Below are 24,309 nucleotides of genomic sequence, written 5' to 3' on the forward strand. Positions count from 1 at the left end.
TTAAGTCCGAATCTTGAGTTCGAACCTTAAGTCCGAATCTTGAGTTCGAACCTTAAGTCCGAATCTTGAGTTCGAACCTTAAGTCCGAATCTTGAGTTCGAACCTTAAGTCCGAATCTTGAGTTCGAACCTTAAGTCCGAATCTTGAGTTTGAACCTTAAGTCCGAATCTTGAGTTTGAACCTTAAGTCCGAATCTCGAGTTCGACTCCTGAGCTCGAACCTTGAATTCAAATCCTAAGTTCGTCTTATATAGTTAGCTCAGTAAGTTATAGCTTCCAGCTACTCCGTATCTAGACTCCTTAGTGTTACAGCGTTCCAGCAATATGCTTCTATCGCTTGATCCAGCATTCGATCCAGCATTCGGTGAACTCAGTCTTTTCGGCCCTCTTCACAGTGCCTCAATGATATCTCCGGCAATCAATGACGCCGGATGACTTCGCAGACCTGCTGCGCGTTCTCCAGCCAGGCCATGCAAATAGACACCAAACGCCGCAGCCTGTATGGCATTCAGTCCTTGGGCCAGCAAGCCGGCGATGATGCCGGTCAGCACATCACCCGCACCGCCAGTCCCCATACCGGGATGTCCTGTGGTGTTGACATAGATCTCCCCGTCCGGGCTGGCAATCACGGTATGTGCCCCTTTAAGCACGAGGATCACGCCGTGCTCCCGGGCGTAGCTTTCCGCGAGCCCAATCCGGTCACGCTGCACTTCAGCGGTGGAAATACCGGCCAGCCGGGCCATCTCCCCGGGATGGGGTGTCAGAACAACTGGTCCCCGGCGGCTAGCCCAAAGACTGTAATCCGCCTCAGCCAGAATATTCAGAGCATCAGCGTCGATGACCAGCGGCCCTTCTGTTCCTTCCCATATGGTCCGGAGCCAGCCGGTATCTCCTTGAAAGCGCCCAAGGCCAGGCCCAACGGCTGTTACATCCCGTTCAGCACTCAATCGGAGTAATTCCGCAGCCGTTCCGGCGTTCCAGTTGCCCTGCTCATCCCCGCCGACTTCAGCCAGCATCAGCTCCGGTGCGGCGCCAATAACGGCAGGCATCAGCTTTTGTGGCAGCGCCCAGGTTACCAGACCACTGCCTGCCCGCAGCGCTGCCCGAGCCGCCAATAGACCTGCACCGCTCATGCGCAGCGTGCCACCGGCCACCAGTACATGGCCGTAGGTGCCCTTGTGCCCTTCGGGTGAACGCTGGCGTGACACATTCACGCCTAGCCCCGCCTGCAGCACCTCCGGCGTCAGCCAGTAGCTCTGCAGGCCAACTTCGCGCGCCAGAGACACGGGGATGCCGATGGCGCGAACCACCACAGTCCCCGCAGCCCCCGCGCCGGGGTACTGCAGCAGGCCTCGCTTGAGAAACGCGAGGCAGACTGTCACTGACGCATGCACGCACGGCGCATGCGTCTCCCCCGTGTCCGCGTTCAGCCCGCTCGGGATGTCCGCGGACACAATCGGTTTGCCGCTGGCGTTAGCGGCGGCAATCAGCTCCGCGTAGGCGCCGCGAGGCGCGCCAACGGCGCCAGTGCCGAGCAGCGCATCCAGGATGCCGCTGCATGCGGCAAAGTCCAGGCGGTCCTGGCCGTAGACGGCGGCGGACAAGCCCAGAGCTGCAGCGGCATCGCGCTGCAGGGCGGCCTCGCCGGTCAGCGACTCCGGCGGCATGGCATACACCAGCGTGACGGCAATGCCCGCCTCGCGGAGATACCTGGCGGCGACCAGTCCGTCGCCGCCATTATTGCCTTTGCCGACTAGAACAAGCCAGTGTTCAGCGGCGGCAGTATCCAAGGTCAGCGCACGATCTCCGCTGACGTCAAAACCGGTCACGCCTTGACCAGTCCCGTTGTCAACAGTACGCCAACTGCCCCCGCCAGCAACGCCGCCGTTCCGCTTACGGCACAGCTCAATGATCTCCTCGGCAATAGCACGTCCTGCATTCTCCATCAATGCAACCGCCGGGATACCCAGCTTGTCAATCGTGATACGATCCAGCTCTCTCATTTGCTCTGCAGTTACAAGATACATTGCTCCGCCCCTTTCTACTGTACCCGGTGCCTGAATATATTGAACTTAAACAAATCAATTTCATAAATTCATAAGTGAGCGTCTAATCATCGATATCTAGTTGTACATGGTTTAGGTATACCTAGATAATGAACCTAGTCCGGTTAGAAATCCGCATTATGAAATTGATTCAAGCTATTAACAAGGATCAGCGTCACAACGGTAATGTTTGGGCTTCCGGTCATTGTTGCCACTAGATTTCTCCGATTACATCGCTTCTAGCTGTACGGAATACTCATAGCATTGCTGTACAAAACGTATTCTAGTAAGCCACCGTGAATCTTTCGCGGCTGAAGTTTCCTTCCTCTACCTCATCAATAATGGCTACAGCAAAATCCTCCACACTGATCGCACTTTGCCCGTTCTCGTCGACGACCAACCGGTCAAGACCGATGCGGAACATCCCCGTACGACGTCCAGGTTGTATCGAAGCCGCAGGACTCACATAGGTGTAGTCCAGATCTGAGCCTCTATAGATTTCATAGGCATCCGCATGGGCTGCAGCCAACGGCCGTACATGTTCCGGGAATTCTGGCGTATCCATCAGCCATTCGCCGGATTCCGTCTTCAGACTGCCTGCACCGCCCACAATCACCAGGCGATCCATATCCGCTGCCTGCAAACCCTCTACCAACGAAGCGGCTGCCGCGAGCAACTCGTTCTCCTCGCCAGCCTTTGGCCCATACGCACTGATGGCAACCTCATGCCCTCGCACCGCAGACGCTACAGATACAGGGTCCAGAAGATCCACAGCCACAAGCTTTAGGCGCTCATGCTCAAAAGCAAAGCTCTCGGGATGACGCATCGCCGCCGTCACCTGATGTTTTCTTTTCAACGCTTCCTCTACAATTGCCTTTCCGATCGTTCCTGATGCTGCCAATACCACTATATCCATTTTCTTGTTCCTCTCTCTCTTTGATAAAGATGATGCCATAACTACACGTATATAGAATTTCGGATTCCCTGGGGACAACAGCAGGCATACGAAAACCCCCTGGATAAGGGGGCCTGTTCAATGATCCGCTAATAGAATTACTTAGACGTGCACCAGGCTCTGACCAGTCCACTATACCGCGGCCTGTCAATGATCCGCTAATAGAATTACTTAGACGCGCACCAGGCTCTGACCAGTCCACTATACCGCGGCCTGTCAATGATCCGCTAATAGGGTTACTTAGACACCTCGCAGCTCAGCGCTTGAAGGCCATCCCCTGTGATTTGGGAGCGACAGGTGCAAACCCGAACTGAGCATACAGCCGCGACGCTTCTCCGTCAGCAATAAGGCTGGTATAAGATTTGTCAGGCAGTGTATCCAGGAACTCCCTGATCTCGCGCATGATGATTTTACCCAGTCCCTGTCCTTGATGAGAAGGCTGCACAGCGATATCGGTCACCTGGAAGAAGCATCCGCCGTCTCCGATGACCCGTCCCATACCAATCAATACATCGTCCTCAAATAGCGTAACCGCAAAGATGGACCGCGGCAACCCGATGGCCGCCCCTTCCTCACTCATTGGACTAAGCCCTGCTTGAACCCGTAGCGCCAAATACTGCTCGACCGAAGGTGGCGCATGGCGGATAACCAGCTTGCCCTGGATCTCCATATCCTCTCCCCCTTCTAGTTTCCGAATAAAAAACACATGTTTCCTGCACAGCATTTCTGTTACCCACTATATACGACTAAGCTGTCCACAACAAGAGTACACTATCCATCATTTGAAACAATCTGGCGCTTGCTGCGTAACCTATTTCGAAGGACTATTTTAACAATACTTTTATATAAGGTTGGTGAAGTCTAATGTCTTCCCTGGCAAAGCTTTTGAAATGGGTAACCTTCCTCTATGAAGCATTTCTCGCGATCCCATTTGTGGGCGGCATATTCGTTGTAGCGAACGGCTGGACTCCGCTGGGCATCGCTTTTCTACTGCATGCAGTTACGGTTATCGTGATGATGAAAGAACGGGGGCCATTCGTCGGCAACGCTCTCGGTGTTATTACCTCTGTCGTAGCCCTGATTCCTGTAGTCGGCTGGATCATGCACGGTATCACTGCCATCTGTCTGTTCGTTGAGAGCGTTATAGTTTCACAGCGAACACGCCGCTACTAAACAATAAAGTCAACTCCATGATCGCAGAAATGGCCCGCTCCCTCTGTTGGGAAACGGGCCATTTCATATCTCCGGTTATAGTGGATGCAAAGGACGGTCATCATTCAGCAGCGACAGCGAATGACCTACCCTCGTCTCGCTGGACGGGTATCGGTACGCCGGCTAACGGTCTCACCATTATAGCGTGCATTACCATTCTCAAAACGCTTGCGTTCCGTACGCTCCATTTGCACAATCTGTCCTTCATGTACGACGATTTGCAACGAACCAAATTCCATATCATCCAAAAGCCCCGCTATACGTTCCAGCCATACCTCATCCACCTTCAGTGGTTTAGCCATTCCCCAGCCTCCCTTCCCCCATATCCGGGGAGATGTTCATTTCAAATCCTTTATTACCAATTTGTATACTACGAATTAACTTAGCACGGATATAAAAGCACGTCAATGAGCATTTTTGCGCGCCAGCCAACTCTTGAGAATCATTGTTACCAAAGCCAATAACAGGAGCAGCGAGGCAACCGCAAAGGATGCCGAAAATTGATATTCGTTATACAAAATTTCGACATGAAGCGGCAGCGTATTCGTCTCTCCGCGAATATGTCCTGACACGACAGACACTGCTCCGAACTCTCCCATGGCCCGCGCATTACAGAGAATAATACCGTACAGCAAGCCCCACTTAATGTTGGGTAGCGTGACTCGGAGGAAAATCTGCCAGCCCTTGGCGCCCAAAGTAATGGCCGCTTCCTCTTCCTGCGTTCCCTGATCCTCCATCAAGGGAATCAGTTCCCGGGCTACAAAAGGAAAGGTCACGAACAATGTGGCCAGAATGATGCCTGGTATAGCAAAAACAATCTTGATATCATGCGCGCTCAGCCATGGACCGAACCAGCCGTGAGCCCCGAATACCAGAATGAAGATGAGCCCGCCAATGACCGGGGAGACCGCAAATGGCAGGTCAATCAAGGTGATAAGGAAGCCCTTGCCACGGAACCTGAATTTGGTGACCGCCCAAGCTGCCGCAATACCGAATATAGTATTCAACGGAACCGTAATCAATGCGACCAGTAGAGTCAGCCGCAGGGCGGAACGTGCATCCGGATCGGTCAAGGCAGCCAGATAAACATCCACTCCTTTTTTCAGCGATTCGGTCAGCACGACAATCAGCGGCAACACAATCAGCCAGAACAGCACCAGCCCGGCAGCGGTAATCAGAAGCCACTTTACGACCGTAGATTCCTGTGTAGCCGGTGAAGAGACGCTTTTTCGCGATTGGGGAGCATACAGTGGGACAGTGCCCGCCATCGGTATTCCTCCTTACAACGTTTTTACAAAGCAGGCCTTATCATTTCCCAGAAGATCATCTGTTACCGGGACGTTTTGCGCGCCCAGCGCTGTAAGGTGTTAATCACCAGCAGCATCAGGAAAGAGATCAACAACAGGAGCAGCGCCACGGCAGTGGCTCCGGCGTAGTCAAACTGTTCCAACTTGGACATGATGAGCAGCGGCGCAATCTCGGTTCTCATCGGCATATTGCCAGAAATGAAGACGACCGATCCGAACTCGCCAATGCCTCTGGCAAAAGCCAGGGAGAAGCCGGTCAAAAGCGGCGGGAACAGCTCTGGCAGCACGATCTTGCGGAAGGTGCGCCAGCGGCCAGCCCCTAATGTAGCGGACGCCTCCTCCATATCACGATCCAGTTCCTCAAGTACAGGCTGAACTGTGCGGACGACGAACGGGATGCCAATGAACATTAATGCCAATGTAATGCCGAGCGGGGTGAAGGCCACCTTCAGCCCCAGTGGCTCCAGCCAAGAACCAATCCAGCCTTTATTGGCATACAAAGCGGTAAGCGAGACACCCGCTACCGCTGTCGGCAGCGCGAACGGAAGATCGATCAGAGCGTCGAACAGCCTTTTGCCTGGAAACTCATACCGCACCAGGACCCAAGCCAGCAGCAGCCCCAGAAATGCATCAGCCAAAGCCGCCGCAGCGGCCGTTGACAGACTGACACGATAGGATGCCAGCACACGTGCATCTGTAGCTACATCCCAGAATTTAGCCCAGCTCAAGCCTGTCGAATTAAAGAGCAACGCCGACAGCGGCAATAACACGACAAGACTCAAATACAGCACAGTATAGCCCATAGTCAGCCCGAAGCCGGGCAGAACCTTCCTCCGCGCGGTTGTTGCGACAGCAGTGGTAGTTGCGGTGACACTCATCCCCTGTTCATCCTTTCTCGCCTTCGGCTCTTGTACCGATCAGCTCAAGACTACTTACAACATACTTGCTGGTATCTCTTCTGAACCAAACAGGATTTTACTTACCCGGTACATAAATCTTGTCGAAGATTCCACCGTCATTGAAATGCTTCTCCTGTGTTTCCTTCCATGTTCCGAACTTATCTGCTAATGTGAACAGCTTGATTGCCGGGAATTTATCCTTGTACTCTTCCTTCACGCTTTCCAGCGTTGGACGGTAGTAGTTCTCCGCAGCGATCTTCTGCCCTTCTTCAGTGTAAAGATACTTCAGGTAGGCTTCGGCGACCTCACGGGTCCCTCTCTTATCGACCACTTTATCTACGACAGCTACCGGCGGCTCAGCCAGAATGCTCTCGGACGGATTGATGATGTCGAATTTATCAGGACCGAGTTCCTTCACAGAAAGGTAGGCTTCATTCTCCCAGGCCAGCAACACGTCGCCGATCCCACGCTCAACGAACGTTGTGGTCGCTCCGCGCGCACCGGTATCGAGCACGGGCACATGCTTGAACAGCTCTTTTACAAATTCCTCTGCCTTGGCTTCATCGTTATTATTGTGGTCCAGCGCATATCCCCAAGCCGCCAGGTAGTTCCAGCGCGCACCGCCTGAAGTCTTCGGGTTCGGCGTAATCACCTCTACCCCTTCCTTCAAAAGATCCGGCCAATCCTGAATGCCTTTCGGGTTGCCCTTGCGCACCAGAAACACGATCGTTGAGGTGTACGGAGAACTGTTGTGGTCGAAATTGCTCTGCCAACCCTCGTGGATCAGGCCCGCATCCTGCAAGGCGTCAATATCATAGCCCAGCGCAAGTGTCACCACGTCCGCTTCCAATCCATCCAGCACCGCACGGCTTTGTTTGCCGGAACCGCCATGGGACTGCTTGATCGTTACTTTCTGACCGTGTTCTTTTTCCCAGTAGGCCGAGAAGGCCTTATTATAATTCTCATAAAGTTCGCGTGTTGGATCGTAGGAAACGTTGAGTAGTTCTACCGGATCTTTGGTAGGAGCTTTAGTCGGTTCAGCCGTTGCTGCTGTGTTGCTCCCTGAATTGGTAGCCTCGGCCGGTGGATTTCCCGCCGAATTTGTATTATTTCCGCAAGCCGTAAGGCCCACCGCCAACAACAGTGTAAAGCCCGTTAAAAGTCCCTTCTTGATCCTCTTTTTCATTCTAACCATCCCCCCATATTGTTGTGATGAGTTCATGTTTCTCTTTCCGATGACTCCTCTGACTTACATGGTAGATTCAGGCATGAAAAAATGACGGAGGAAGGCCTAAAATGGCAGGTCAAACCGGTCCCAAAGACACGTGTCTGCGAGCTGTAATAAGCGCTCCTCCGTCTGTACGGTAAGAACTTTATTCATTATTCCTACCTAATTAGTAGGTTATGATTGATATAATACTTAAACCCTCCTAGCCTGTCAAACCTTTTTTTCTTTAAAGTAATGTCATTACTGCAATTTATAAGATAAAATGAGGGAGCAACAGGATCTCACTGCAATTTTCGGAGGACACTGTCATGGGAATGGATTTAGAACTTGTGCCTGTGCCGCAAAAGCCGCGGCTGCACAAGCGAATTTCTGCTGTAATCACACAAAGAATCAGGGAAACCTATCGTTATGATACAACGCTATGGAGAACCGCACTGGCTGGACTGTGGACGCTCAGCTTTTTGGCTTTCACAGTATCCATCCTGGGAATGCCAACCGGCTTCGGCATCCCGGCCGACATTATCTTTGCCGCTGTGGTGGGGACAATCGTACTGGCCGCGGCAGGACATCTGGCAGCCTTACTGATTGCAATAACGGGTCTGCGCATCCCGCGGTTATTCGCAGGCTGTCTGCTCTCAGATTTAGTAATTGTATGGCTTGTCCTAAACGGCACTAATATGGACTGGATCGCCTCTACGGTCATAACCGTGCTGTGTACCGGGCTTAGCGCCCTCGGTGGCATCGCTCTGGGACTGCTGCGGAACAAGCGGGTAGCTGCCGGAGTGCTTCTGGCATCAGCACTTCTGTTATCACAGCTGGCTTTGGCTGGTGGAGGACAGAATCAACCCGGCAGTCCCGAGGCAACTGCCGCTGGGGGCAGCATTATCCCACCACTGACCGCCGCCAATCCTGCGGAGCCTGGTCCTTACGCTTATGACTCCTTCACTTACGCCAGCGGCAATGATCTGCACCGCAAGGAGTTTGGCAGCGAGGCACCACTCATATCTTCCTCAGTCGACGCATCTGCATATATCAAGAAGGGCTGGCCGAAGCTGCGCAGCCTATTCTGGGGTTTTGACTATAGTGCCCTGCCGCTGAACGGCCGGGTCTGGATGCCCGAGGGAGAAGGTTCACATCCGTTGGTGTTGATCGTTCACGGCAATCATATGATGGAGGATTATTCTGATGGGGGCTACGCCTACCTGGGGGAACTGCTGGCCAGCCGGGGATTTATCGCCGTCTCACTGGACGAGAACTTCCTTAACTATTCAGCCTGGACGGGGATTCCCGACAATGACTTTACGGTCCGTGCCTGGTTGATCCTTAAGCACATGGAACAACTCGCAGCATTCTCGGATCAGCCCGGCAATCCTTTCTATGGAAAAATTGATTTCAGCAAAACGGCTCTGCTAGGCCACAGTCGGGGTGGACAGGCCGTAGCAATGGCCGCCGATTCGGGGCGTTGGTTCAAGAACGATCCTGTATGGAAAACAGTAACGGACCGCTTCCAGATCTCTGCCGTCGTTGCCCTCGCGCCTACCGATAAAGCTATTGACGGACAGCAGGCCAAACTGAAGGATATCAGCTATCTGACACTACAGGGCGCACGCGATGGCGATGTGCATGACTTTTACGGGGATCGGCAATACATCCGCTCCTCCTACTCCAAAGGCTCAGCGTCCTTCAAGAGCTCGCTTTACATCGCCGACGCCAATCACAGCCAGTTCAACAGCGATTGGGGGCTGCGCGATCAGTCGCTGCCTGCGGGGCTGTTCCTGGACCGCAGTCTAATCATGGAAGGCGCCGAACAGCGGCAGATTACCAAGGTGTACGTATCAGCTTTTCTGGAGACGACACTGCTCGGCAAGAATGAATACCGGGGGCTGTTCCGCGATTACCGGAGCGGACTGCAATGGCTGCCGGACACTGCGTATTATAGCCGTTTCCAGGGCGGAGACTATCGTACCCTTGTCAACTTTGACGAGGATCGCAACAAATATACCGCAGGCATCGGAACCGCCTCTGCCGAAGGCATGACCTGGACCGAAGAGCTTGCCAAGGACCGGGAAGACAAGAGCAAAACCACCTATGGTGTTGTTTTGAAACGTACCGCCGGGAAGGGGGAAGAAGCCTACTACCGGATCAAATGGAAGGAAGAAGCCGCTGCCTCCCTTGAGTTGACGGAAGCGGAAGGCCTCTCCTTCTCCCTCGCCAACCGCAATGCCGACGACGATGAAGAGGAGAATGAGGAAAGTGCGTTAGCACCGGAGGTGGAGGTAGAACTGACAGACAGCAACGATACCTCGGCGCGCCTGCCATTGTCTGAAGTTATGGAAGTATTGCCGCTGCCGCACACTCAGTTCACATTGCTTCCCTGGCTGGAAGAACGCGTTAGCGATGGCAAATACGGAGATCCTACGGAGGCCGTCTTCCAAACCTACGAACTGCCCTTTGAGCGATTCCAGGAGGTAGAGCCCGCTCTGGAACCGGAGAACCTGACCGAAATTACATTCTATCTTGAAGAAAAAGGCGACAAAATTATGCTGGACGACATCGGATTCTATGGCGCAAGCACCGAAAATGTACGTTAAGTAAACTGCTCTTATATCATTACGAACAGGCCATTCCTGCCATCCGGTAACCCGGTTGGACTTGGAATGGCCTGTATTTATTTTTACTAAATAGGGCTTCTACTCAAGTTCAAGCGTCTTAATACAGACTGGAGCTGGAATTTCTAGTTCATTGCCTGTAGGAATCAATCGCCCGTTATCCCCGTCGATATGGAACGAGACAATCGTACCACTGTTCTGATTGGCTGCCAGTAGCTTCCCGCCAAGAATAGCAAAATTTCGCGGAGTCCGTCCGCCGGTACTCTGCCAGTCGGCAGGCTCCAGAAGGCCTGTGAGGGCGTCAATAAGGAATAGCGCAATACTGTCATGCCCCCGGTTGGAAGCATACAGGTAACGACCGCACGGAGCAATATGAATGTCGGCCCCTGAATCGTCGCTGCCAGCAATATAGGACTCAGGCAGTGTACTGACATGCTGCAAGACAGTGAGTTCACCGTGCTGTTCATCCTTCGTGAACACCGTGACCGTATTGTTCAGCTCGTTGATCAGGTAAGCCCATTTTCCGGAGGGGTGAAGTGTCAGATGGCGCGGTCCGGAGCCCGGCGGCAGATCAACCGCAGCTTGCTTGACCAGCTTGTCCGCCTCCTTGCGATAGATAACAACCTGATCCAGACCAAGGTCACAGACAAAGAGACGGTCACCGGTGCTGTCTGGAATGACCGAGTGCGGGTGCGGAGCTTCCTGCCGGTCCACACGTGATCCAGAGCCAGTATGCCGGACCTGAGCCAACATTTCCAGAATCGAGCCGTCTTCATTTATAGGAAACACATTGACATTGCCCCCCGAGTAATTGGACACGAAGAGCTGATCTTCCTGCGGACTGATAGACACATAACACGGCGCGCCGCCTGCCGTCTTGTGGATGCTGCCCAGTGGTGACAGCGCTTTCGATTCAGGATCAATAGCGAATGCCTGAACCTCTCCCTCATCCTTCTCGCTGACCGCATACAAGACACTCCCGGCGCGATTCACCGCCAGGTATGAAGGATTCTCGATACCGCTCGTTCCCTCCAGAATTCTCATGCCCCCAGTGCTACGGTTCAAGGTGCACAGACGAATGCCCTGTTCAATCTCGGGACTGTACGTACCAACATAAAATAACACTTCATCAGAGCGTTCCATGGCAGCGACTCCTTTATCGATTATCATTTTTTTCCACTATAGCATGTTTGCCAGGGCATTACATCAGACTGAAACTATAGAATTCAGGGAAAAGCAAAGGCGTTAACCACTTCTTCACAACTGGTTAAAACAATCAGTAACAGGTTAATAGTTACCATCGTACAGTACATCACAAAGGAGCTGAAGCATAATGAGTTTTCTATGGATGTTGATTGTTGGCGGAATTATCGGGTGGCTGGCAGGCCTGATTATGGGCAGAGATATTCCAGGAGGCGTAATCGGCAATATTATTGCCGGGATTCTCGGCTCATGGCTAGGTGGCATGCTGCTGGGAAACTGGGGACTCAAGGTTAGTGATTTCTATGTTTTTCCGTCCCTGATTGGTGCCATCGTACTGATCTTCATTGTAAGTCTGATCGTGCGCTCCACCGGAGGCCGCAGCCGCTCATAAACTGTGCATTTTGGAACTTATAATAGATACTCATTGAGAGTGATGAATAGAAGGCTTGCCGGAACCTGGGTCCGGTAGGCTTTTTTTGAGCTTGCAGCCCGTCATGCTAAGGGGTATCGTGTCGGGAGCATCGCGGAAGCTTCAATGTTTTGCCATCATTTTTCTGTTATAATGAAAGCACAAGTGACTCAAATCACAGAGAGGTCGTGAATTATGGGTAGCATCAACCCCTCGCTACTGCATATCGGTTCCACCGTGGGGGCCGTTATCATGGCATTGATGGTGATCTTTATTCGGCTGAAGGCCAGCGCCCGCCCGGTTACCATTCGCAAAATATGGATTCCCCCCCTCGGCATGTCAACTGGCTTTGCCATGTTCATCGTCCCCGAGGTAAGGTTCCCGCTATGGTGGGCAGCTATCGCTTTTTTGGTCGGCTGGTTTATCTTTGCCTACCCGCTTATCCATACAACCAGCTTCGAGCAGCGGGACGGACAGGTATTTGCCCAGCGCTCCAAGAGCTTCGCATTTATTCTGCTCGGCCTGTTACTGGTTCGCACACTGCTGCACGAGTTCATTAACCGATATGTCTCAGTACCACAATCCGGGGGACTGTTCTTCATCCTCGCCTTCGGCATGATTGTTCACTGGAGACTGTTCATGTATAAGCGCTACAATGTGATCGTGCCACCAGAGACAAGAATTCCACAGTCCTGATTCTAGTCCGAAGGCATCAGCACTATCCCATGACAGAGCATTCAGCAAGCCTAGCGGTTTGATGGATGCTCTTTTTAATGCAGACCATTCTATGGTTTCTGTCCACACGAAAGCCCCGCTAATATCATGTACAACCTGAGGTGAATAGGAACATGCTTCCTCCGTTTTTTTCACAGTATGTCAGGTAACTTCCTGGATAATCGGCTAAAATAAAGCTATGCGCATGAATAATTAAAGCAGCAAATCGCAGACTTTTTTGAGAGAGCGGGGATTTACAAATTGAAGAGTAAAACAAGAAAAGTAGCGATTGTCGGCTCCGGAATGGTGGGCTCCAGTTGTGCCTACTCCATGGTCAACCAATCCATCTGCGATGAGATCATGATGATCGACCGGACCTACGACCGGGCCATGGCTCAGGCGCTGGATCTCTCCCACTGCATGGATTTCACGGGTACCCGAACCAAAGTATATGCTGGAACCTATAGTGACTGTGCCGGTGTGGACGTTGTCATTCTCACGGCGGGCGCCAACCCGCAGCCAGGCCAGACCAGGCTGGATGTACTTGACGCTGCAGCGGTGATAACTGAAGAAATTGTGACCGGGATTATGGCTGGTGGCTTCGACGGTATCTTCGTCATCGCAGCGAATCCGGTCGATATCGTTACTTATATGGTATGGAAAATGTCCGGACTCCCCCGGCACCGGGTCATCGGCACAGGTACCTCGATCGATTCCTCCCGGCTCAAGACGCTGCTGTCCGATGTTTTTTCCATCGACCCTCGCAGCGTGAGCGGATACGCATTAGGCGAGCATGGCGAATCCCAGTTCGTTGCCTGGTCCCATGTAACTATCGGCGGCAAACCTATTCTGCACATTATGGAGCAACACCGCGAACGATTCAGTCACCTCGACCTGGACGATATTGCCCGCAAGACGAAGGATGCCGGCTGGGAAATCTTCACCCGTAAGGGATCAACGCATTTTGGGATTGGCAGTGCTCTCGCCTACATTACCCGGGCTATCCTGAACGATGAGAACAAAATCATTGCTGTCTCGGCAATTCTGGAAGGAGAATACGGGCAAGAGGATGTGTGCGCAGGTGTACCTGCCATTATAGGGCGCAGTGGTATCCATGAGTTGCTGGAGCTGAACTTGAATGACGAGGAGTCCGTTAAATTCGCCGCTTCTTGTGAAATTGTGCGTTCCGGGATCAGCAGTCTCAGCCTCCCCAAACCTGAATAAGAACAAATCAAAAAACCTCCAGTCTGTCAGCACACATAAATGTGCAAATACTGGAGGTTTTATAATAAATTTAACCTTGCTGCTCAACTTTCAGTGCGCGAACACTGTTAAGTACAGCCAGAACGGTGACACCAACATCGGAGAAGACCGCTTCCCACATCGTTGCGATTCCAAATGCACCGAGCAGAAGGAAGATCGCCTTGATCCCTAATGCGAACCCAATGTTCTGCCAGACGATTCTCCGTGTCCGCTTGGCCACGCCGATGGCGGTAGCAATCTTCGAAGGCTCATCGGTCATGATGACAATGTCCGCAGCTTCGATTGCAGCATCGGAACCCAGTCCGCCCATTGCGATACCAACATCTGATCTGGCCAATACAGGAGTGTCGTTGATCCCATCCCCGACAAAAATAATCTTCTCCCGTCCGCTCTTCTCACGCTCCAGCCGCTCAATAGCCTCAACCTTATGCTGCGGCAGCAGCTCGGCATGAATCTCGTCTACGCCGAGTTCCTGGCCTACAGCTTCCGCAACAGAAGCGGCATCGCCGGTCAGCATGACCGTCTTGCGAATACCGAGTCCCTTCAACGCCGAGATAGCCTGCGCTGAATCCTCCTTCACCTCGTCCGCAATGACGAGGTAACCGTCATACTGCTTGCCAGTCGCGATATGCACGATCGTGCCATTCTGCTCCGGCACCTGATAAGCAATGCCCTCCCGTTCCATCAGGCGGGCATTCCCGGCTAGCACGGCCTTGCCGTCCACATTCACGGAGATGCCGTGACCGGAGATTTCGTTATAATCCGCGATGGCCTCTTTGGCGATTTCATCAGCGTAAGCGGCCCGAATGGATTCCGCAATCGGGTGGTTCGAATGGCTCTCCGCATAGGCGGCCGTACGTAGCAGTTCGTCTTTAGTTCTGCCTTCTGCTGGGTATATGCCAGTGACCTTGAACTGTCCCTTAGTCAGCGTACCTGTCTTGTCGAAGACAACGACTTTAACATCATTGAGTGCCTCCAGGTAATTGCTGCCCTTCACGAGAATGCCACTCCGGGAAGCGGCACCGATACCTCCGAAGAAGCCCAGCGGGATCGACACGACCAGCGCACAAGGACAAGAGATAACGAGGAAGACCAATGCCCGGTAGATCCAGTCCGAGAAGGTTGCTCCACTGATCAGAAGCGGAGGAACAACAGCCAGCAGCAGCGCTGTAATCACTACTACAGGTGTATAGCCACGAGCGAACTTGGTAATAAAATTCTCTGTCTTGGCTTTGTTGGAGGTCGCATTCTGCACCAACTCCAGAATCTTGGAGACCGCTGACTCTCCAAATGTCTGCGTAACTTCCACGGTAATTACCCCGTTGCGGTTAATAAACCCGCTCAAGACCTTACTGCCCGGCCCCGCAGAGCGTGGGACCGATTCACCGGTCAATGCCGAGGTATCCATCATCGCGCTGCCTTCAAGAATGGTCCCGTCCAGCGGTACCTTCTCACCAGGCTTGACGAGAATAATGTCGCCAATTGCCACTTCTTCTGGCGAGACACGTCTTGTCCCGCCGTCGACTTTAAGCTCGGCGAACTCGGGGCGAATATCCATCAGCGCCGTAATCGATCTGCGTGAACGATTCACAGCCAGGCCCTGAAACAGCTCCCCAACCTGATAGAAGAGCATTACGGCGACCCCTTCCGGGTACTCCCCAATCGCAAATGCGCCGATAGTCGCCAGTGCCATCAGGAAGTTCTCGTCAAATACTTGACCTCTGATGATATTCTTGGCTGCCTGAAGCACCACCTCGCCACCGACAATAAAGTATGCGGCGAGGAAAATCAGCAGCTCGACAACTCCGTTCACCGGCAGCAGCATACCTGCCGCTGCAAGAATCCCTCCGCCTGCTAGGCGGGTCAAGATACGGCGAGTGTCTCCTTCTCCGTGCGAATGCGTATGCCCGTGGCCATCCTCATCGCCATGGGTGTGCCCATGTTCATGTCCATGATGATGACCGGTTCCATGATCATGTGTATGTCCCTTCCCATCATGTGAATGCCCATGACCATGACCAGATTTAGCCTGCGAGACCGCTCTACCTCCAGCCAGCTTCTCTCTTAGCTTCACATGGGGTTCTAGTGCCGTGACAGTCCGCGCCGCTTCTACTCCGGCCGCTTCTGCATGGTTCTCATCGGTAACCATAGTCAGCGTCTTTGTCACGAAATTCACGGAGCAAGAAGTCACACCCTCGATCTTGCCCACTTTATCTTCGATTTTCATTGCGCAGTTTGCGCAGTCCAGCCCTTCCAGCTCCCACTGGCGTTTTATCGTTGCCTGAGTCGTATTCAAACTACTCATCTCCCTTAGATAATCATATATGAGTATTTGTTCATATGTTGACTTAACCACATTATATGCCTTCCAATCTTGGAGTGTCAATGTGCGTATGCATAATTTCCCTCCTCCTTTCTGAGAATAACGAAATGTCCCCACTTTGTTCAAAACATCTTGTAATCCCTTGTTCAAGCAATTATCACTAACATATGAGCAGTCATTCATATGTTATTCTGAAAAGAGGTCTTTCCATGAATCATCATCCTACACACTCAGGCAAACATTCTCATGAAAATCCTGGACATTCCCATCACGATCATACTCATGATCATCATGGACATTCACACGCACCTAATAATAAAAAAGGGCTCTTGATTGCCCTCATCATTACCTCGGGGATCATGTTCGTAGAGTTCTTCGGCGGGCTCTTCACTCACAGCCTTGCCCTCCTCTCCGACGCAGGTCATATGCTCAGCGATATTGCCTCGCTGGCCTTAAGCCTCGTAGCTATGCTATTTGCCGTTAAACCGGCCTCCTCCAAAAATTCCTACGGCTTCTATCGCTTTGAGGTCATGACCGCACTGTTCAACGGTGTCATGCTATTCGTGATTGCCGGATTCGTGATCCGGGAGGCCTGGCACCGCTTGTTCGAACCGCCCGTAGTCGCTAGCGGCTCTATGATAATCATCGCCGCCATCGGCTTGTTTGCCAACCTGGTGAGCGCCTGGGTTTTGATGCGCACAGGCGATGTTAAGGATAACCTCAATGTGCGCAGTGCCTATCTTCATATTATCGGTGATGCCCTTGGTTCAATCGGGGCGATTGTTGCCGGAGTGGTCATGCAGTTATTCTCTTGGTATGCAGCTGACCCTGTCATCAGTGTGCTGGTAGCTCTTCTGATACTTAAAAGTGCCTGGGGTGTGCTGAGACATTCGTTCCACATCCTTATGGAGGGCACGCCGACTGCGGTGAATAGCGATCAGGTCAAACAATCCCTCCTGCAAATTAGCGGCGTTGTTGATGTTCACGACCTCCATATCTGGACCATTACCTCAGGACTTAATGCCCTAAGCGGCCACCTACGGATTGAAGATGACTGGGACGCTCAAGCAATATTGAAACAAGCAATTACGCTGATCGAGGATACATATAATATCAGTCACGTTACCATCCAGATCGAGACTTCCCCATTGCAACACGGAAAGTTAAAGGTGTAAGATCTCGCATGCAGCTCTGGTCCCACTATTAGCGCCCCTGCCACCATTATGGCCGGGGCATTTTTAGCACGCAAAAAATGTTTGACTTTTTTACAAAAAAATGTAATGATTAATATATCAAATAGATATATCGTTTAGATATAAATTGAGGTGTCCCATGTTAGAGCACGTACTATTAGGCATGTTAATGGAAGGGGCCATGAGCGGATATGATTTGAAGAAGACCATTGACAGCTCCGTAGGGATTTTTTACAAGGCTAGTTACGGCAGTCTCTACCCTGCACTCAAACGGTTGACCGATAAGGGGAGGGTCTCCATGATTGAGACTGGGAGCACCAAGAACAAGAAGCTGTACACACTATTGCCTGCCGGAAAGGAAGCTTTTCTGGAATGGCTAAGCGGGCCGTTGCAGGCGGCATCACGAAACGAGCAGCTAACCCGTATTTTCTTCTACGACTATCTGGATGAGGCAGTCCGCCAGCAAAGGATGAATGAATATCTCTCCAAGATGGAGCAAGAGATCCGAACGCTTGAGGCCGTGAAAACTATTGTCGCCGGAGAGCTAGATGAACTGCCTAACCCCGAGGATTACTATTATCGAGTGTCTGTGCTGGCTTATGGATTGAATCATTTTCAAATGGAGAAGCAGTGGTTGAAAGATATCATGGAGAGGAAGGCGTTACACGATGTCTAATCAGAAGGTTAAAGCTTCTTTTTCACAGAGACGTCCTATATGGACCGTTATTATTATTGAAGGGTTGCTGCTGCTGGCCATGATGGCTGCCGGAACCTACGCTACTATCAAACAGCTTAGTTACACTGCCCCTGTGCTTATTGCTTTTGTTCCTATCGCACTCGTTTTGATCGCTTATTTTACGATTAGACACAAGTGGAGCTACATGGGCTTCCGCCCGCTAGGTAGCATTCCTGCAACGAACTGGATTTATTATGCCCCTCTGCTGCTGATCCTTATCATCAATATGCTTAAAGGCTTCCGCGGAATCGAACTCTCCGATGTATTGTTCTATCTCTTCTTCACCCTGCTCGTGGGATTCGTGGAGGAGAGCATTTACCGAGGCTTGATCTTGAAGACGCTGCTCACCAAGAGCGTGAAAACTGCTGTAGTGACTTCCAGCATTCTGTTCTCGATCACCCACATTCTTAATGCTCTTTCTGGTCAGAATCTCACCCAGACGCTGCTTCAGATCGTGTATGCCCTACTTATAGGCACAGTGCTGGCCCTACTGATGGTGAAGAACAACAATATTATTCCGCTGATTCTGTTCCACTTCCTACATAACCTGATTCAGTTTGTCGGCAATGATAACACCGATGCCTTCATCGGCTACGATCTTCTTATCCTGGCCGTACTTGCCGCTTATGCCATATGGATTGCTATTTCTTTAAAAAGAACTCCGGTGCCTTCAGGACTGAATCACGCCGGTTAAAGATCCACACATGAAAATAGACCGCCATAGGCGGTCTATTGCTGTATACATTAATAGTTATTCATGCCTGATATGCTCATGCGTCTGCAGGAAGATCTGCTCCACATGCGCATCGTTCAACGAATAAAACACCGTCTTGCCTTCCTTGCGGCGCTTCACAATTCGCAGGTTCCGCAAGTACCGCAGCTGATGGGATACGGCAGACTGGCCCATATCCAGAATGTCGGACAGGTCATGCACACACAGCTCGCGCTGTGACAGAGCATAGATGAGACGTACCCTTGTCGGGTCACCCAGTGCTTTGAACATCTCGGCCATCTTGTCTGTTATTTCCCGGTCAGGCAGAATCAAGGACACGTCTTCCGGTTCCAACTCTGAACCGTGGCATGTATTGTCGCAATCTTCAATTGCCGCTGGTTCCATGACTTCGCCCTCCTCCACAGTATCTGTCGATTCACCGGATCATCCGATCACTTTCATCTATTATAAGAAAAAGATGATCTGCTGTCCATGGAAGCGCCAGCTACCGCAGGCAGTGAGCATTAATCGCTCCAGCGGAAGATTCCATGATTTTTTCACCATAAACAGAGAATGACAAACAGCAGGCTCCGTTATAGGAAGCTTGCTGTTTGTTCGCCTGATATAGGATTATTTTACGCTGCCTGCAAGCTGTCTCTCCCAGACGCCATGCTCTTTGTTCTTGCCTATATATTCGATACGTGACGGGGTAAGCTCCAGAATGACATAGTCCGGATCTTCCGGACCCTTGAACCAAGGCTCCAGATCCTTATTCCAAACCCTAGAACGGAGGGTCTCGTCCTTTGTAATGTCTACAGTCGCTTCAATCTCCAGTATATCCTTGCCTCCACCGGTTTCATAACCGAGCAGCAGAAAAGCATTCCGGTTTCCCTTCAGCTCATCTACCTTATGGGTCTTGCGATCCGTTGCCAAATAAATGTTAAGTCCATCGTGAAAGACTGCCATGTAACGCACCTTCGGTTTGTTCCCGTCTTCCACGGTTCCGAAAGAGCCAAACTTGTTGTCATCCAGTGCCTTGATGATGCTCTGTTCCAGGTCGTGGGAATTCATTACTCAAGACATCTCCTTCCTTGGCAAGTGTAAATATAAGTTTATATATCCACATTTCCCAATTAGACTTATGATAATCATTGTACTTAAGATAGTGTACCCGTCCTGAGCACATTGAATCCGACAAGGTCCATAAATTTAACTTGTTAAGGAGTATTTCAACGTGAAAAAATTGATTTGGCTTGGCTGTCTCTCCTACTTTGTAATCGGCTTGGCCCATGTGGTACTGGGCTCTATTCTTCCCGTTCTCTTGGAGCATTATGACCAGAGCTACAGTGCTGGTGGACAACTGATCTTCGCCCAATTTGCCGGCTTCCTGGTCGGTGTGCTGGCTTCTCCCTTCCTGAATCGCCGCTTTGGCAAGCGCGGTGGTATTCTCATTGCCACTGGACTGTTGCTAGTAGCCGAGATCGCCTACACCTTCCTGCCGCCATGGGGCTGGATGTATTTCATTGCTGTTGTCGCAGGCTTTGGCTTTGGCATGGTTGAAGCCGTCATTGGCACGGTCATTATTGCTGCAGTCACAGAAGGTACCGCTGTTGCCATGAGTCGGCTTGAAGTTCTATTCGGTGTCGGCGCATTGCTTATGCCCTTAATCTCCAGCGGACTTATCGTCGCCGGCTGGTGGAAACTAAGCTTCCTGATTGTAGCTGCCTTCTCCCTGATCTCCCTAATCTTCTGGAGCAAGGGCCGATTCGGCAAGCTGCAATCCTTACTGGATGACCGTGCTCCGCGCCGTTCGGTGACGAACGAGGCTTCAGACAATCATACGCCGCGCTTTCCCTACAAGGGAAAGCAATGGTTCATACTCGGAATATTCATTGTTTTCTTCTTTACCTATGTGGGTACGGAAATGAGCCTGGTAAATTTCATGCCCGCCATCTTCATTGCCAAGCTGGGCATGTCTGAATCGGGGGCAGCCCTGACCGTTACCTGCTTCTGGCTAGCGATGTCGATAGGACGATTGTTCGCTGGGGTACTCGCCGAGAAAATATCTTACCGTGTCTATGTTCTGGGCAGCTGCCTGATGACCGTGTTGCTGCTGGCCCTGTTTCCATTCACGGAACATCGTCTTGTTGCCTTTGCCATTATCATTCTGCTGGGCTTGTTCATGTCCGGTCTTTTCTCCATCGCCTTGGTCTTCTCCAGCAAATTAATGCCGGGTACCGAGGAATCCACACCAAGTATTATGATCGCCTCCGGCGGGATTGGCGGAGCACTTCTGCCACTACTTACCGGCTGGTCGATGGATCACCTACAAGTGACGCAAACGGCCGGACTGCTTGCAGCATTGGCTAGTGTTCTCTTCCTGCTCAGCCTTGCTGCCTGGAGAATACGTCCCGGACAGGATTCCGCACAGACAACACCCGGCCATTAAGGCCGGGTAATCATAATTTGCTTTTTGGGGTAATGTAGATTGTGTTGATATCCTGTACATAAGGTGGTACTCATGATGGATATGCTATCTGCCGAACCCCTACTACATACCGCACTGCTCCAGTTTATTTTCCCCTTCTCCATCAAGCAAGGGGCGTCTGCACGACTGATTTCCGAACTGGAGAAGAGCGGATATACTTCTTTTTCTCTCGATAAAAAAGAACTGGAAGACGCTTATTATGGCAATGGATACCGTGTCTCCCACGAAAAGATGGAGCGCACCTATCTGCCTTTCGCAGCCCATGTTCTGTTCCCACAGGATGATGATAAGGATTCTTTCCGACGCTTTTCACGCGTGAATAATTTGACCTGCCGAATGGAAATGTCACAACTGAACGTAGCCTTCCGGGTACTCTCCACAGATCTGTTCATTTGCCCGTTTCAGACCGGTTTTGTAACCCTGCGGGTGCAGATTGAGGAAGAAAAGCTCCCCTTTAGCATCGCCTTGGAATTTGCCGACCGTTTCCGTACCCTTGAGAACGTCAGTGTACAGGATGAACTGATGGTTATTCACAGCGGAGAACGGTCCTTCCGTCAAGTCGAGGATTTTATCTTTAATGGTCTGGCGGATGGGCTGAAGCCGTTCTTAGACCAATCCGAGCTGAACGGGGCTTATTTTGAGACGCTGCCTTTTTTTGTAGATGAACGTATGCTGGTACAAGCCTTTTATGGTCTGGAACCGGATGGAGATACCGATGATATCCCTTTGAACATACGCTTTCGCGCCTCCCAGCTTGATGGGCTGGATGCGGCCAATCGCCCCTACATCAGTGCCAGCGATCCTGGATACATCGAACAATACTGTCAAGAGCATACTTATAACCGTTGGGGTCCCCAAACGTATTATATAACCAATGAACAGACCTTCTGCTGCATCAGCCGGGCTGAACGCTCACTCGCCGTACCGCTTGCCAATCAAATGTACGGGGAATATTATTATGGCCTGCTACTTAATATGTTCCACAAGATCGTCCTGCTGAAACTTGCCAATATGCACTCCCGGCTGCGCATCAATCGGGATAATGATGATATTGAGGATCTGATCTTCTACATCAATAAGTTCTCAGCCAAATTCTATTTTCTGGAGCTGATCTCGGGGTCGCAGGGTCGGGAGATTTTCATCCAGCTCCGCAAAGTTTATGGCAACGATGCGCTGTTCGACGAGGTGAAGCAGACACTGAATGATCTGTTTCAGTATCAGGTGCAGTTCCAGTCGAAACGGCGAGATATGCTGCTGATGATTCTGACCGTCTTCACTGTGGTAAGCGGGATATACGGAATGAATCAGGTGATTGACGATCTGGAGGGCAGTATTCAATGGGGCAAAATGATGGAATATTCCCTCTTCCAGTATTTCGCGCTAGCATTAACCTTCAGCGGTATTGTGATCAGCATTGTCCTGACTGTACGGGAGATCTGGAACAGCATCACGGCCCGCCGCCGGAAAAAAATTAAATATCAGGGGTAGTCGAAGCGCCTTAAGCTGCCAAATGAACAACAAAGCTGCTGGACAACGAAAAGATGGGCGTCTATAATTACACCGTAAGCAAGTAGCATCACCCGTTAACTTCATAGCACCAGGGGGGCTGGAATTGGCCGGCTGAGAGTGTATCCCTCAAGATACTGACCCTTATACCTGATCTGGATAATGCCAGCGTAGGAACCGTAATTGAGCATGGCCGCTTTAGGGCCAATGCCATCCTTGCGCAAAGCCGCGTCCCGTTCATCTTCGGGACGCTTTTTTTATGGTATATTTCCGATTAATGCATTTCATGGGGAATTGAATCGCGCTGCCTGCATTTTAGGTAGCGGGTGACGATGTGAAGACGGGAAATTCGCCGGAATTGACGCAGTCATACTGCTGAGGACCGGTACCATCAAAGGAGAGATAGAAAAAATGGGAGTCAAGAAACTGCTTATGCTGAGCCTGACCTGTTTGCTCGTTATCGCGGTTGCCGGATGCGGTAGCAATAACGGCAACTCTGCCGGAAGCAACAAGGAAGCAGACAAGACAAACACTGGCGCCACTCAGACCGCCGGGGAGTCAGGCACGCCGCAAGAACTGACCAAAATCAAGATCGCGCTCGACTGGACACCGAACACGAACCATACGGGGTTATATGTCGCAAGAGATCTTGGGTACTACAAGGAAGAGGGACTGGATGTTGAAATTGTGCAGCCTGGCGCAGCCGGTGCAGACACGATGGTCACTTCCGGTGAAGCCGCTTTTGGTATCGGGTATCAGGAAGGCCTGACTTTGGCCCGCCTACAGGGCGTACCGCTGGTCTCGCTTGCCGCCATCATTCAGCATAATACGTCTGGTTTTGCGGCTCCGAAGAGCAAGGGCATTACCTCTCCGAAGGATTTTGAAGGAAAAACATATGGAGGCTGGGGTTCCCCGGTGGAAGAAGCAGCACTCAAAGCTATCATGGACCCGGAAGGCGCCGATGTGAAAAAGGTAAAGATCATCAATATGGGCGAAGCCGACTTTTTTACAGCTGTGAAGCGGGATATTGATTTCGCCTGGATTTTCTATGCCTGGACCGGTATTCAAGCTGAACTGCGCGGGGAACCAATCGACATGCTCTATGTAAAGGATTACGCGCCACAGCTCGATTATTACACACCTGTGCTGACCACCAGCGAGAAAGAGATCACCGAGCATCCCGAGATCGTCAAAGCCTTCGTTAAAGCGACCTCCAAAGGCTACAAATACGCCATCGATCATCCAGAGGATGCCGCGAATATTCTGATCAAAGCCGTCCCTGACCTCGATCCGAAACTTGTGATGGCCAGTCAGAAATGGCTCAGTCCAAAATATCAGGATGATGCGCCGCGCTGGGGTGAACAAAAGGCCGAGGTCTGGAAAAACTATGCCGACTGGATGTATGGCCTTAAGCTGCTCGAGAAACCAGTAGATACCAGCAAAGCGTTTACGAATGATTATCTCCCGGCAGCACAGTAAATAAGTGTATTCATATTCAACCATAATAG

At 51.4% G+C, this 24,309-nt stretch carries 22 protein-coding genes and 1 riboswitch; of the genes, 11 read left to right on the forward strand and 11 right to left on the reverse strand.

All coding sequences use genetic code 11. From position 1 onward, the window contains the following. Nucleotides 1–388: 388 nt before the first annotated feature. The 3 genes from AC3Y23_RS21575 to AC3Y23_RS21585 all read right to left on the reverse strand — a co-directional run bounded on the left by AC3Y23_RS21575 (nucleotide 389) and on the right by AC3Y23_RS21585 (nucleotide 3,669). Nucleotides 389–2,026: an NAD(P)H-hydrate dehydratase gene (locus AC3Y23_RS21575; protein WP_379202873.1), complete on the reverse strand. Its 1,638-nt coding sequence runs from the start codon at nucleotides 2,024–2,026 to the stop codon at nucleotides 389–391. 301 nt (nucleotides 2,027–2,327) lie between these two features. After that, nucleotides 2,328–2,960: an NAD(P)-dependent oxidoreductase gene (locus AC3Y23_RS21580; RefSeq protein WP_379202875.1), complete on the reverse strand. Its 633-nt coding sequence runs from the start codon at nucleotides 2,958–2,960 to the stop codon at nucleotides 2,328–2,330. Between the two features lie 295 nt (nucleotides 2,961–3,255). Next, on the reverse strand, nucleotides 3,256–3,669 hold the full coding sequence (locus tag AC3Y23_RS21585; protein ID WP_379202877.1) for a GNAT family N-acetyltransferase: 414 nt from the start codon (nucleotides 3,667–3,669) through the stop codon (nucleotides 3,256–3,258). Nucleotides 3,670–3,863: 194 nt separating this feature from the next. On the opposite strand from AC3Y23_RS21585, the gene AC3Y23_RS21590 reads away from it, so the two are divergent. Then, nucleotides 3,864–4,172 carry a hypothetical protein gene (locus AC3Y23_RS21590; RefSeq protein ID WP_379202879.1) on the forward strand — a complete coding sequence of 103 codons (309 nt, stop codon included), beginning with the start codon at nucleotides 3,864–3,866 and terminating at the stop codon, nucleotides 4,170–4,172. 125 nt (nucleotides 4,173–4,297) lie between these two features. On the opposite strand, the gene AC3Y23_RS21595 is transcribed toward AC3Y23_RS21590, so the two are convergent. The 4 genes from AC3Y23_RS21595 to AC3Y23_RS21610 all read right to left on the reverse strand — a co-directional run bounded on the left by AC3Y23_RS21595 (nucleotide 4,298) and on the right by AC3Y23_RS21610 (nucleotide 7,603). Further along, on the reverse strand, nucleotides 4,298–4,513 hold the full coding sequence (locus AC3Y23_RS21595; protein WP_379202881.1) for a YezD family protein: 216 nt from the start codon (nucleotides 4,511–4,513) through the stop codon (nucleotides 4,298–4,300). Nucleotides 4,514–4,615: 102 nt separating this feature from the next. Beyond that, on the reverse strand, nucleotides 4,616–5,479 hold the full coding sequence (gene cysW, locus AC3Y23_RS21600) for a sulfate ABC transporter permease subunit CysW (protein WP_379202883.1): 864 nt from the start codon (nucleotides 5,477–5,479) through the stop codon (nucleotides 4,616–4,618). Between the two features lie 62 nt (nucleotides 5,480–5,541). Beyond that, nucleotides 5,542–6,396: a sulfate ABC transporter permease subunit CysT gene (cysT, locus tag AC3Y23_RS21605; RefSeq protein ID WP_379202885.1), complete on the reverse strand. Its 855-nt coding sequence runs from the start codon at nucleotides 6,394–6,396 to the stop codon at nucleotides 5,542–5,544. Nucleotides 6,397–6,493: 97 nt separating this feature from the next. Further along, a complete protein-coding gene (locus AC3Y23_RS21610; protein ID WP_379202887.1) occupies nucleotides 6,494–7,603 on the reverse strand; it encodes a sulfate ABC transporter substrate-binding protein in 1,110 nt (369 codons plus the stop codon). A 350-nt stretch (nucleotides 7,604–7,953) separates the two neighbouring features. On the opposite strand from AC3Y23_RS21610, the gene AC3Y23_RS21615 reads away from it, so the two are divergent. Continuing rightward, entirely contained in the window at nucleotides 7,954–10,236 is a 2,283-nt protein-coding gene (locus AC3Y23_RS21615; protein ID WP_379202889.1) for an alpha/beta hydrolase family protein, read from the forward strand. A gap of 99 nt (nucleotides 10,237–10,335) precedes the next feature. Here the strand turns inward: AC3Y23_RS21615 and AC3Y23_RS21620 are convergent, their stop codons facing one another. Further along, nucleotides 10,336–11,397: a lactonase family protein gene (locus AC3Y23_RS21620; RefSeq protein ID WP_379202891.1), complete on the reverse strand. Its 1,062-nt coding sequence runs from the start codon at nucleotides 11,395–11,397 to the stop codon at nucleotides 10,336–10,338. Between the two features lie 190 nt (nucleotides 11,398–11,587). On the opposite strand from AC3Y23_RS21620, the gene AC3Y23_RS21625 reads away from it, so the two are divergent. From AC3Y23_RS21625 to AC3Y23_RS21635, 3 genes are all read left to right on the forward strand, one after another. Beyond that, nucleotides 11,588–11,848 (forward strand): GlsB/YeaQ/YmgE family stress response membrane protein, encoded by a 261-nt coding sequence (locus AC3Y23_RS21625; protein WP_379202893.1) that lies wholly within the window; start codon nucleotides 11,588–11,590, stop codon nucleotides 11,846–11,848. 213 nt (nucleotides 11,849–12,061) lie between these two features. Continuing rightward, nucleotides 12,062–12,562, forward strand: a complete 501-nt coding sequence (locus AC3Y23_RS21630; RefSeq protein WP_379202895.1) for a CcdC family protein — start codon at nucleotides 12,062–12,064, stop codon at nucleotides 12,560–12,562. A 279-nt stretch (nucleotides 12,563–12,841) separates the two neighbouring features. Next, nucleotides 12,842–13,804 carry an L-lactate dehydrogenase gene (locus tag AC3Y23_RS21635; protein WP_379202897.1) on the forward strand — a complete coding sequence of 321 codons (963 nt, stop codon included), beginning with the start codon at nucleotides 12,842–12,844 and terminating at the stop codon, nucleotides 13,802–13,804. Between the two features lie 70 nt (nucleotides 13,805–13,874). Here AC3Y23_RS21635 and AC3Y23_RS21640 read toward each other — a convergent pair whose 3' ends face one another. After that, nucleotides 13,875–16,139, reverse strand: coding sequence for a heavy metal translocating P-type ATPase (locus AC3Y23_RS21640; protein ID WP_379202899.1), 2,265 nt, complete (start codon nucleotides 16,137–16,139; stop codon nucleotides 13,875–13,877). A 236-nt stretch (nucleotides 16,140–16,375) separates the two neighbouring features. On the opposite strand from AC3Y23_RS21640, the gene AC3Y23_RS21645 reads away from it, so the two are divergent. From AC3Y23_RS21645 to AC3Y23_RS21655, 3 genes are all read left to right on the forward strand, one after another. Continuing rightward, on the forward strand, nucleotides 16,376–17,341 hold the full coding sequence (locus AC3Y23_RS21645; RefSeq protein ID WP_379202901.1) for a cation diffusion facilitator family transporter: 966 nt from the start codon (nucleotides 16,376–16,378) through the stop codon (nucleotides 17,339–17,341). 157 nt (nucleotides 17,342–17,498) lie between these two features. After that, nucleotides 17,499–18,035: a helix-turn-helix transcriptional regulator gene (locus tag AC3Y23_RS21650; protein WP_379202903.1), complete on the forward strand. Its 537-nt coding sequence runs from the start codon at nucleotides 17,499–17,501 to the stop codon at nucleotides 18,033–18,035. Then, nucleotides 18,028–18,789 (forward strand): CPBP family intramembrane glutamic endopeptidase, encoded by a 762-nt coding sequence (locus tag AC3Y23_RS21655; RefSeq protein WP_379202905.1) that lies wholly within the window; start codon nucleotides 18,028–18,030, stop codon nucleotides 18,787–18,789. The genes AC3Y23_RS21650 and AC3Y23_RS21655 overlap by 8 nt, the downstream gene beginning before the upstream one ends. A gap of 57 nt (nucleotides 18,790–18,846) precedes the next feature. Here AC3Y23_RS21655 and AC3Y23_RS21660 read toward each other — a convergent pair whose 3' ends face one another. Next, the gene (locus AC3Y23_RS21660) at nucleotides 18,847–19,212 is read right to left on the reverse strand and encodes an ArsR/SmtB family transcription factor (protein ID WP_379202907.1); all 366 of its coding nucleotides are present in this window, start codon (nucleotides 19,210–19,212) and stop codon (nucleotides 18,847–18,849) included. A gap of 225 nt (nucleotides 19,213–19,437) precedes the next feature. Next, nucleotides 19,438–19,878, reverse strand: coding sequence for a pyridoxamine 5'-phosphate oxidase family protein (locus AC3Y23_RS21665; RefSeq protein WP_379202909.1), 441 nt, complete (start codon nucleotides 19,876–19,878; stop codon nucleotides 19,438–19,440). 163 nt (nucleotides 19,879–20,041) lie between these two features. Here AC3Y23_RS21665 and AC3Y23_RS21670 point away from each other — a divergent pair, with 163 nt between their 5' ends. The 3 genes from AC3Y23_RS21670 (at nucleotide 20,042) to AC3Y23_RS21680 (ending at nucleotide 24,280) form a co-directional block, all read left to right on the forward strand. Then, a complete protein-coding gene (locus AC3Y23_RS21670) occupies nucleotides 20,042–21,256 on the forward strand; it encodes an MFS transporter (RefSeq protein WP_379202911.1) in 1,215 nt (404 codons plus the stop codon). 75 nt (nucleotides 21,257–21,331) lie between these two features. After that, a complete protein-coding gene (locus AC3Y23_RS21675) occupies nucleotides 21,332–22,783 on the forward strand; it encodes a hypothetical protein (protein WP_379202913.1) in 1,452 nt (483 codons plus the stop codon). Between the two features lie 101 nt (nucleotides 22,784–22,884). Then, nucleotides 22,885–22,996, forward strand: a riboswitch (TPP riboswitch). Nucleotides 22,997–23,212: 216 nt separating this feature from the next. Continuing rightward, nucleotides 23,213–24,280, forward strand: coding sequence for an ABC transporter substrate-binding protein (locus tag AC3Y23_RS21680; protein ID WP_379202915.1), 1,068 nt, complete (start codon nucleotides 23,213–23,215; stop codon nucleotides 24,278–24,280). Nucleotides 24,281–24,309 lie beyond the last annotated feature (29 nt).

Source organism: Paenibacillus sp. MAHUQ-45 (assembly GCF_058133325.1).

Coding starts and splice junctions, on each gene's coding strand:
- AC3Y23_RS21575 (WP_379202873.1), bottom strand. CDS start 2,026: ATGTATCTTGTAACTGCAGAGCAAATGAGAGAGCTGGATCGTATCACG.
- AC3Y23_RS21580 (WP_379202875.1), bottom strand. CDS start 2,960: ATGGATATAGTGGTATTGGCAGCATCAGGAACGATCGGAAAGGCAATT.
- AC3Y23_RS21585 (WP_379202877.1), bottom strand. CDS start 3,669: ATGGAGATCCAGGGCAAGCTGGTTATCCGCCATGCGCCACCTTCGGTC.
- AC3Y23_RS21590 (WP_379202879.1), top strand. CDS start 3,864: ATGTCTTCCCTGGCAAAGCTTTTGAAATGGGTAACCTTCCTCTATGAA.
- AC3Y23_RS21595 (WP_379202881.1), bottom strand. CDS start 4,513: ATGGCTAAACCACTGAAGGTGGATGAGGTATGGCTGGAACGTATAGCG.
- cysW (WP_379202883.1), bottom strand. CDS start 5,479: ATGGCGGGCACTGTCCCACTGTATGCTCCCCAATCGCGAAAAAGCGTC.
- cysT (WP_379202885.1), bottom strand. CDS start 6,396: ATGAGTGTCACCGCAACTACCACTGCTGTCGCAACAACCGCGCGGAGG.
- AC3Y23_RS21610 (WP_379202887.1), bottom strand. CDS start 7,603: ATGAAAAAGAGGATCAAGAAGGGACTTTTAACGGGCTTTACACTGTTG.
- AC3Y23_RS21615 (WP_379202889.1), top strand. CDS start 7,954: ATGGGAATGGATTTAGAACTTGTGCCTGTGCCGCAAAAGCCGCGGCTG.
- AC3Y23_RS21620 (WP_379202891.1), bottom strand. CDS start 11,397: ATGGAACGCTCTGATGAAGTGTTATTTTATGTTGGTACGTACAGTCCC.
- AC3Y23_RS21625 (WP_379202893.1), top strand. CDS start 11,588: ATGAGTTTTCTATGGATGTTGATTGTTGGCGGAATTATCGGGTGGCTG.
- AC3Y23_RS21630 (WP_379202895.1), top strand. CDS start 12,062: ATGGGTAGCATCAACCCCTCGCTACTGCATATCGGTTCCACCGTGGGG.
- AC3Y23_RS21645 (WP_379202901.1), top strand. CDS start 16,376: ATGAATCATCATCCTACACACTCAGGCAAACATTCTCATGAAAATCCT.
- AC3Y23_RS21650 (WP_379202903.1), top strand. CDS start 17,499: ATGTTAGAGCACGTACTATTAGGCATGTTAATGGAAGGGGCCATGAGC.
- AC3Y23_RS21655 (WP_379202905.1), top strand. CDS start 18,028: ATGTCTAATCAGAAGGTTAAAGCTTCTTTTTCACAGAGACGTCCTATA.
- AC3Y23_RS21660 (WP_379202907.1), bottom strand. CDS start 19,212: ATGGAACCAGCGGCAATTGAAGATTGCGACAATACATGCCACGGTTCA.
- AC3Y23_RS21665 (WP_379202909.1), bottom strand. CDS start 19,878: ATGAATTCCCACGACCTGGAACAGAGCATCATCAAGGCACTGGATGAC.
- AC3Y23_RS21675 (WP_379202913.1), top strand. CDS start 21,332: ATGGATATGCTATCTGCCGAACCCCTACTACATACCGCACTGCTCCAG.
- AC3Y23_RS21680 (WP_379202915.1), top strand. CDS start 23,213: ATGGGAGTCAAGAAACTGCTTATGCTGAGCCTGACCTGTTTGCTCGTT.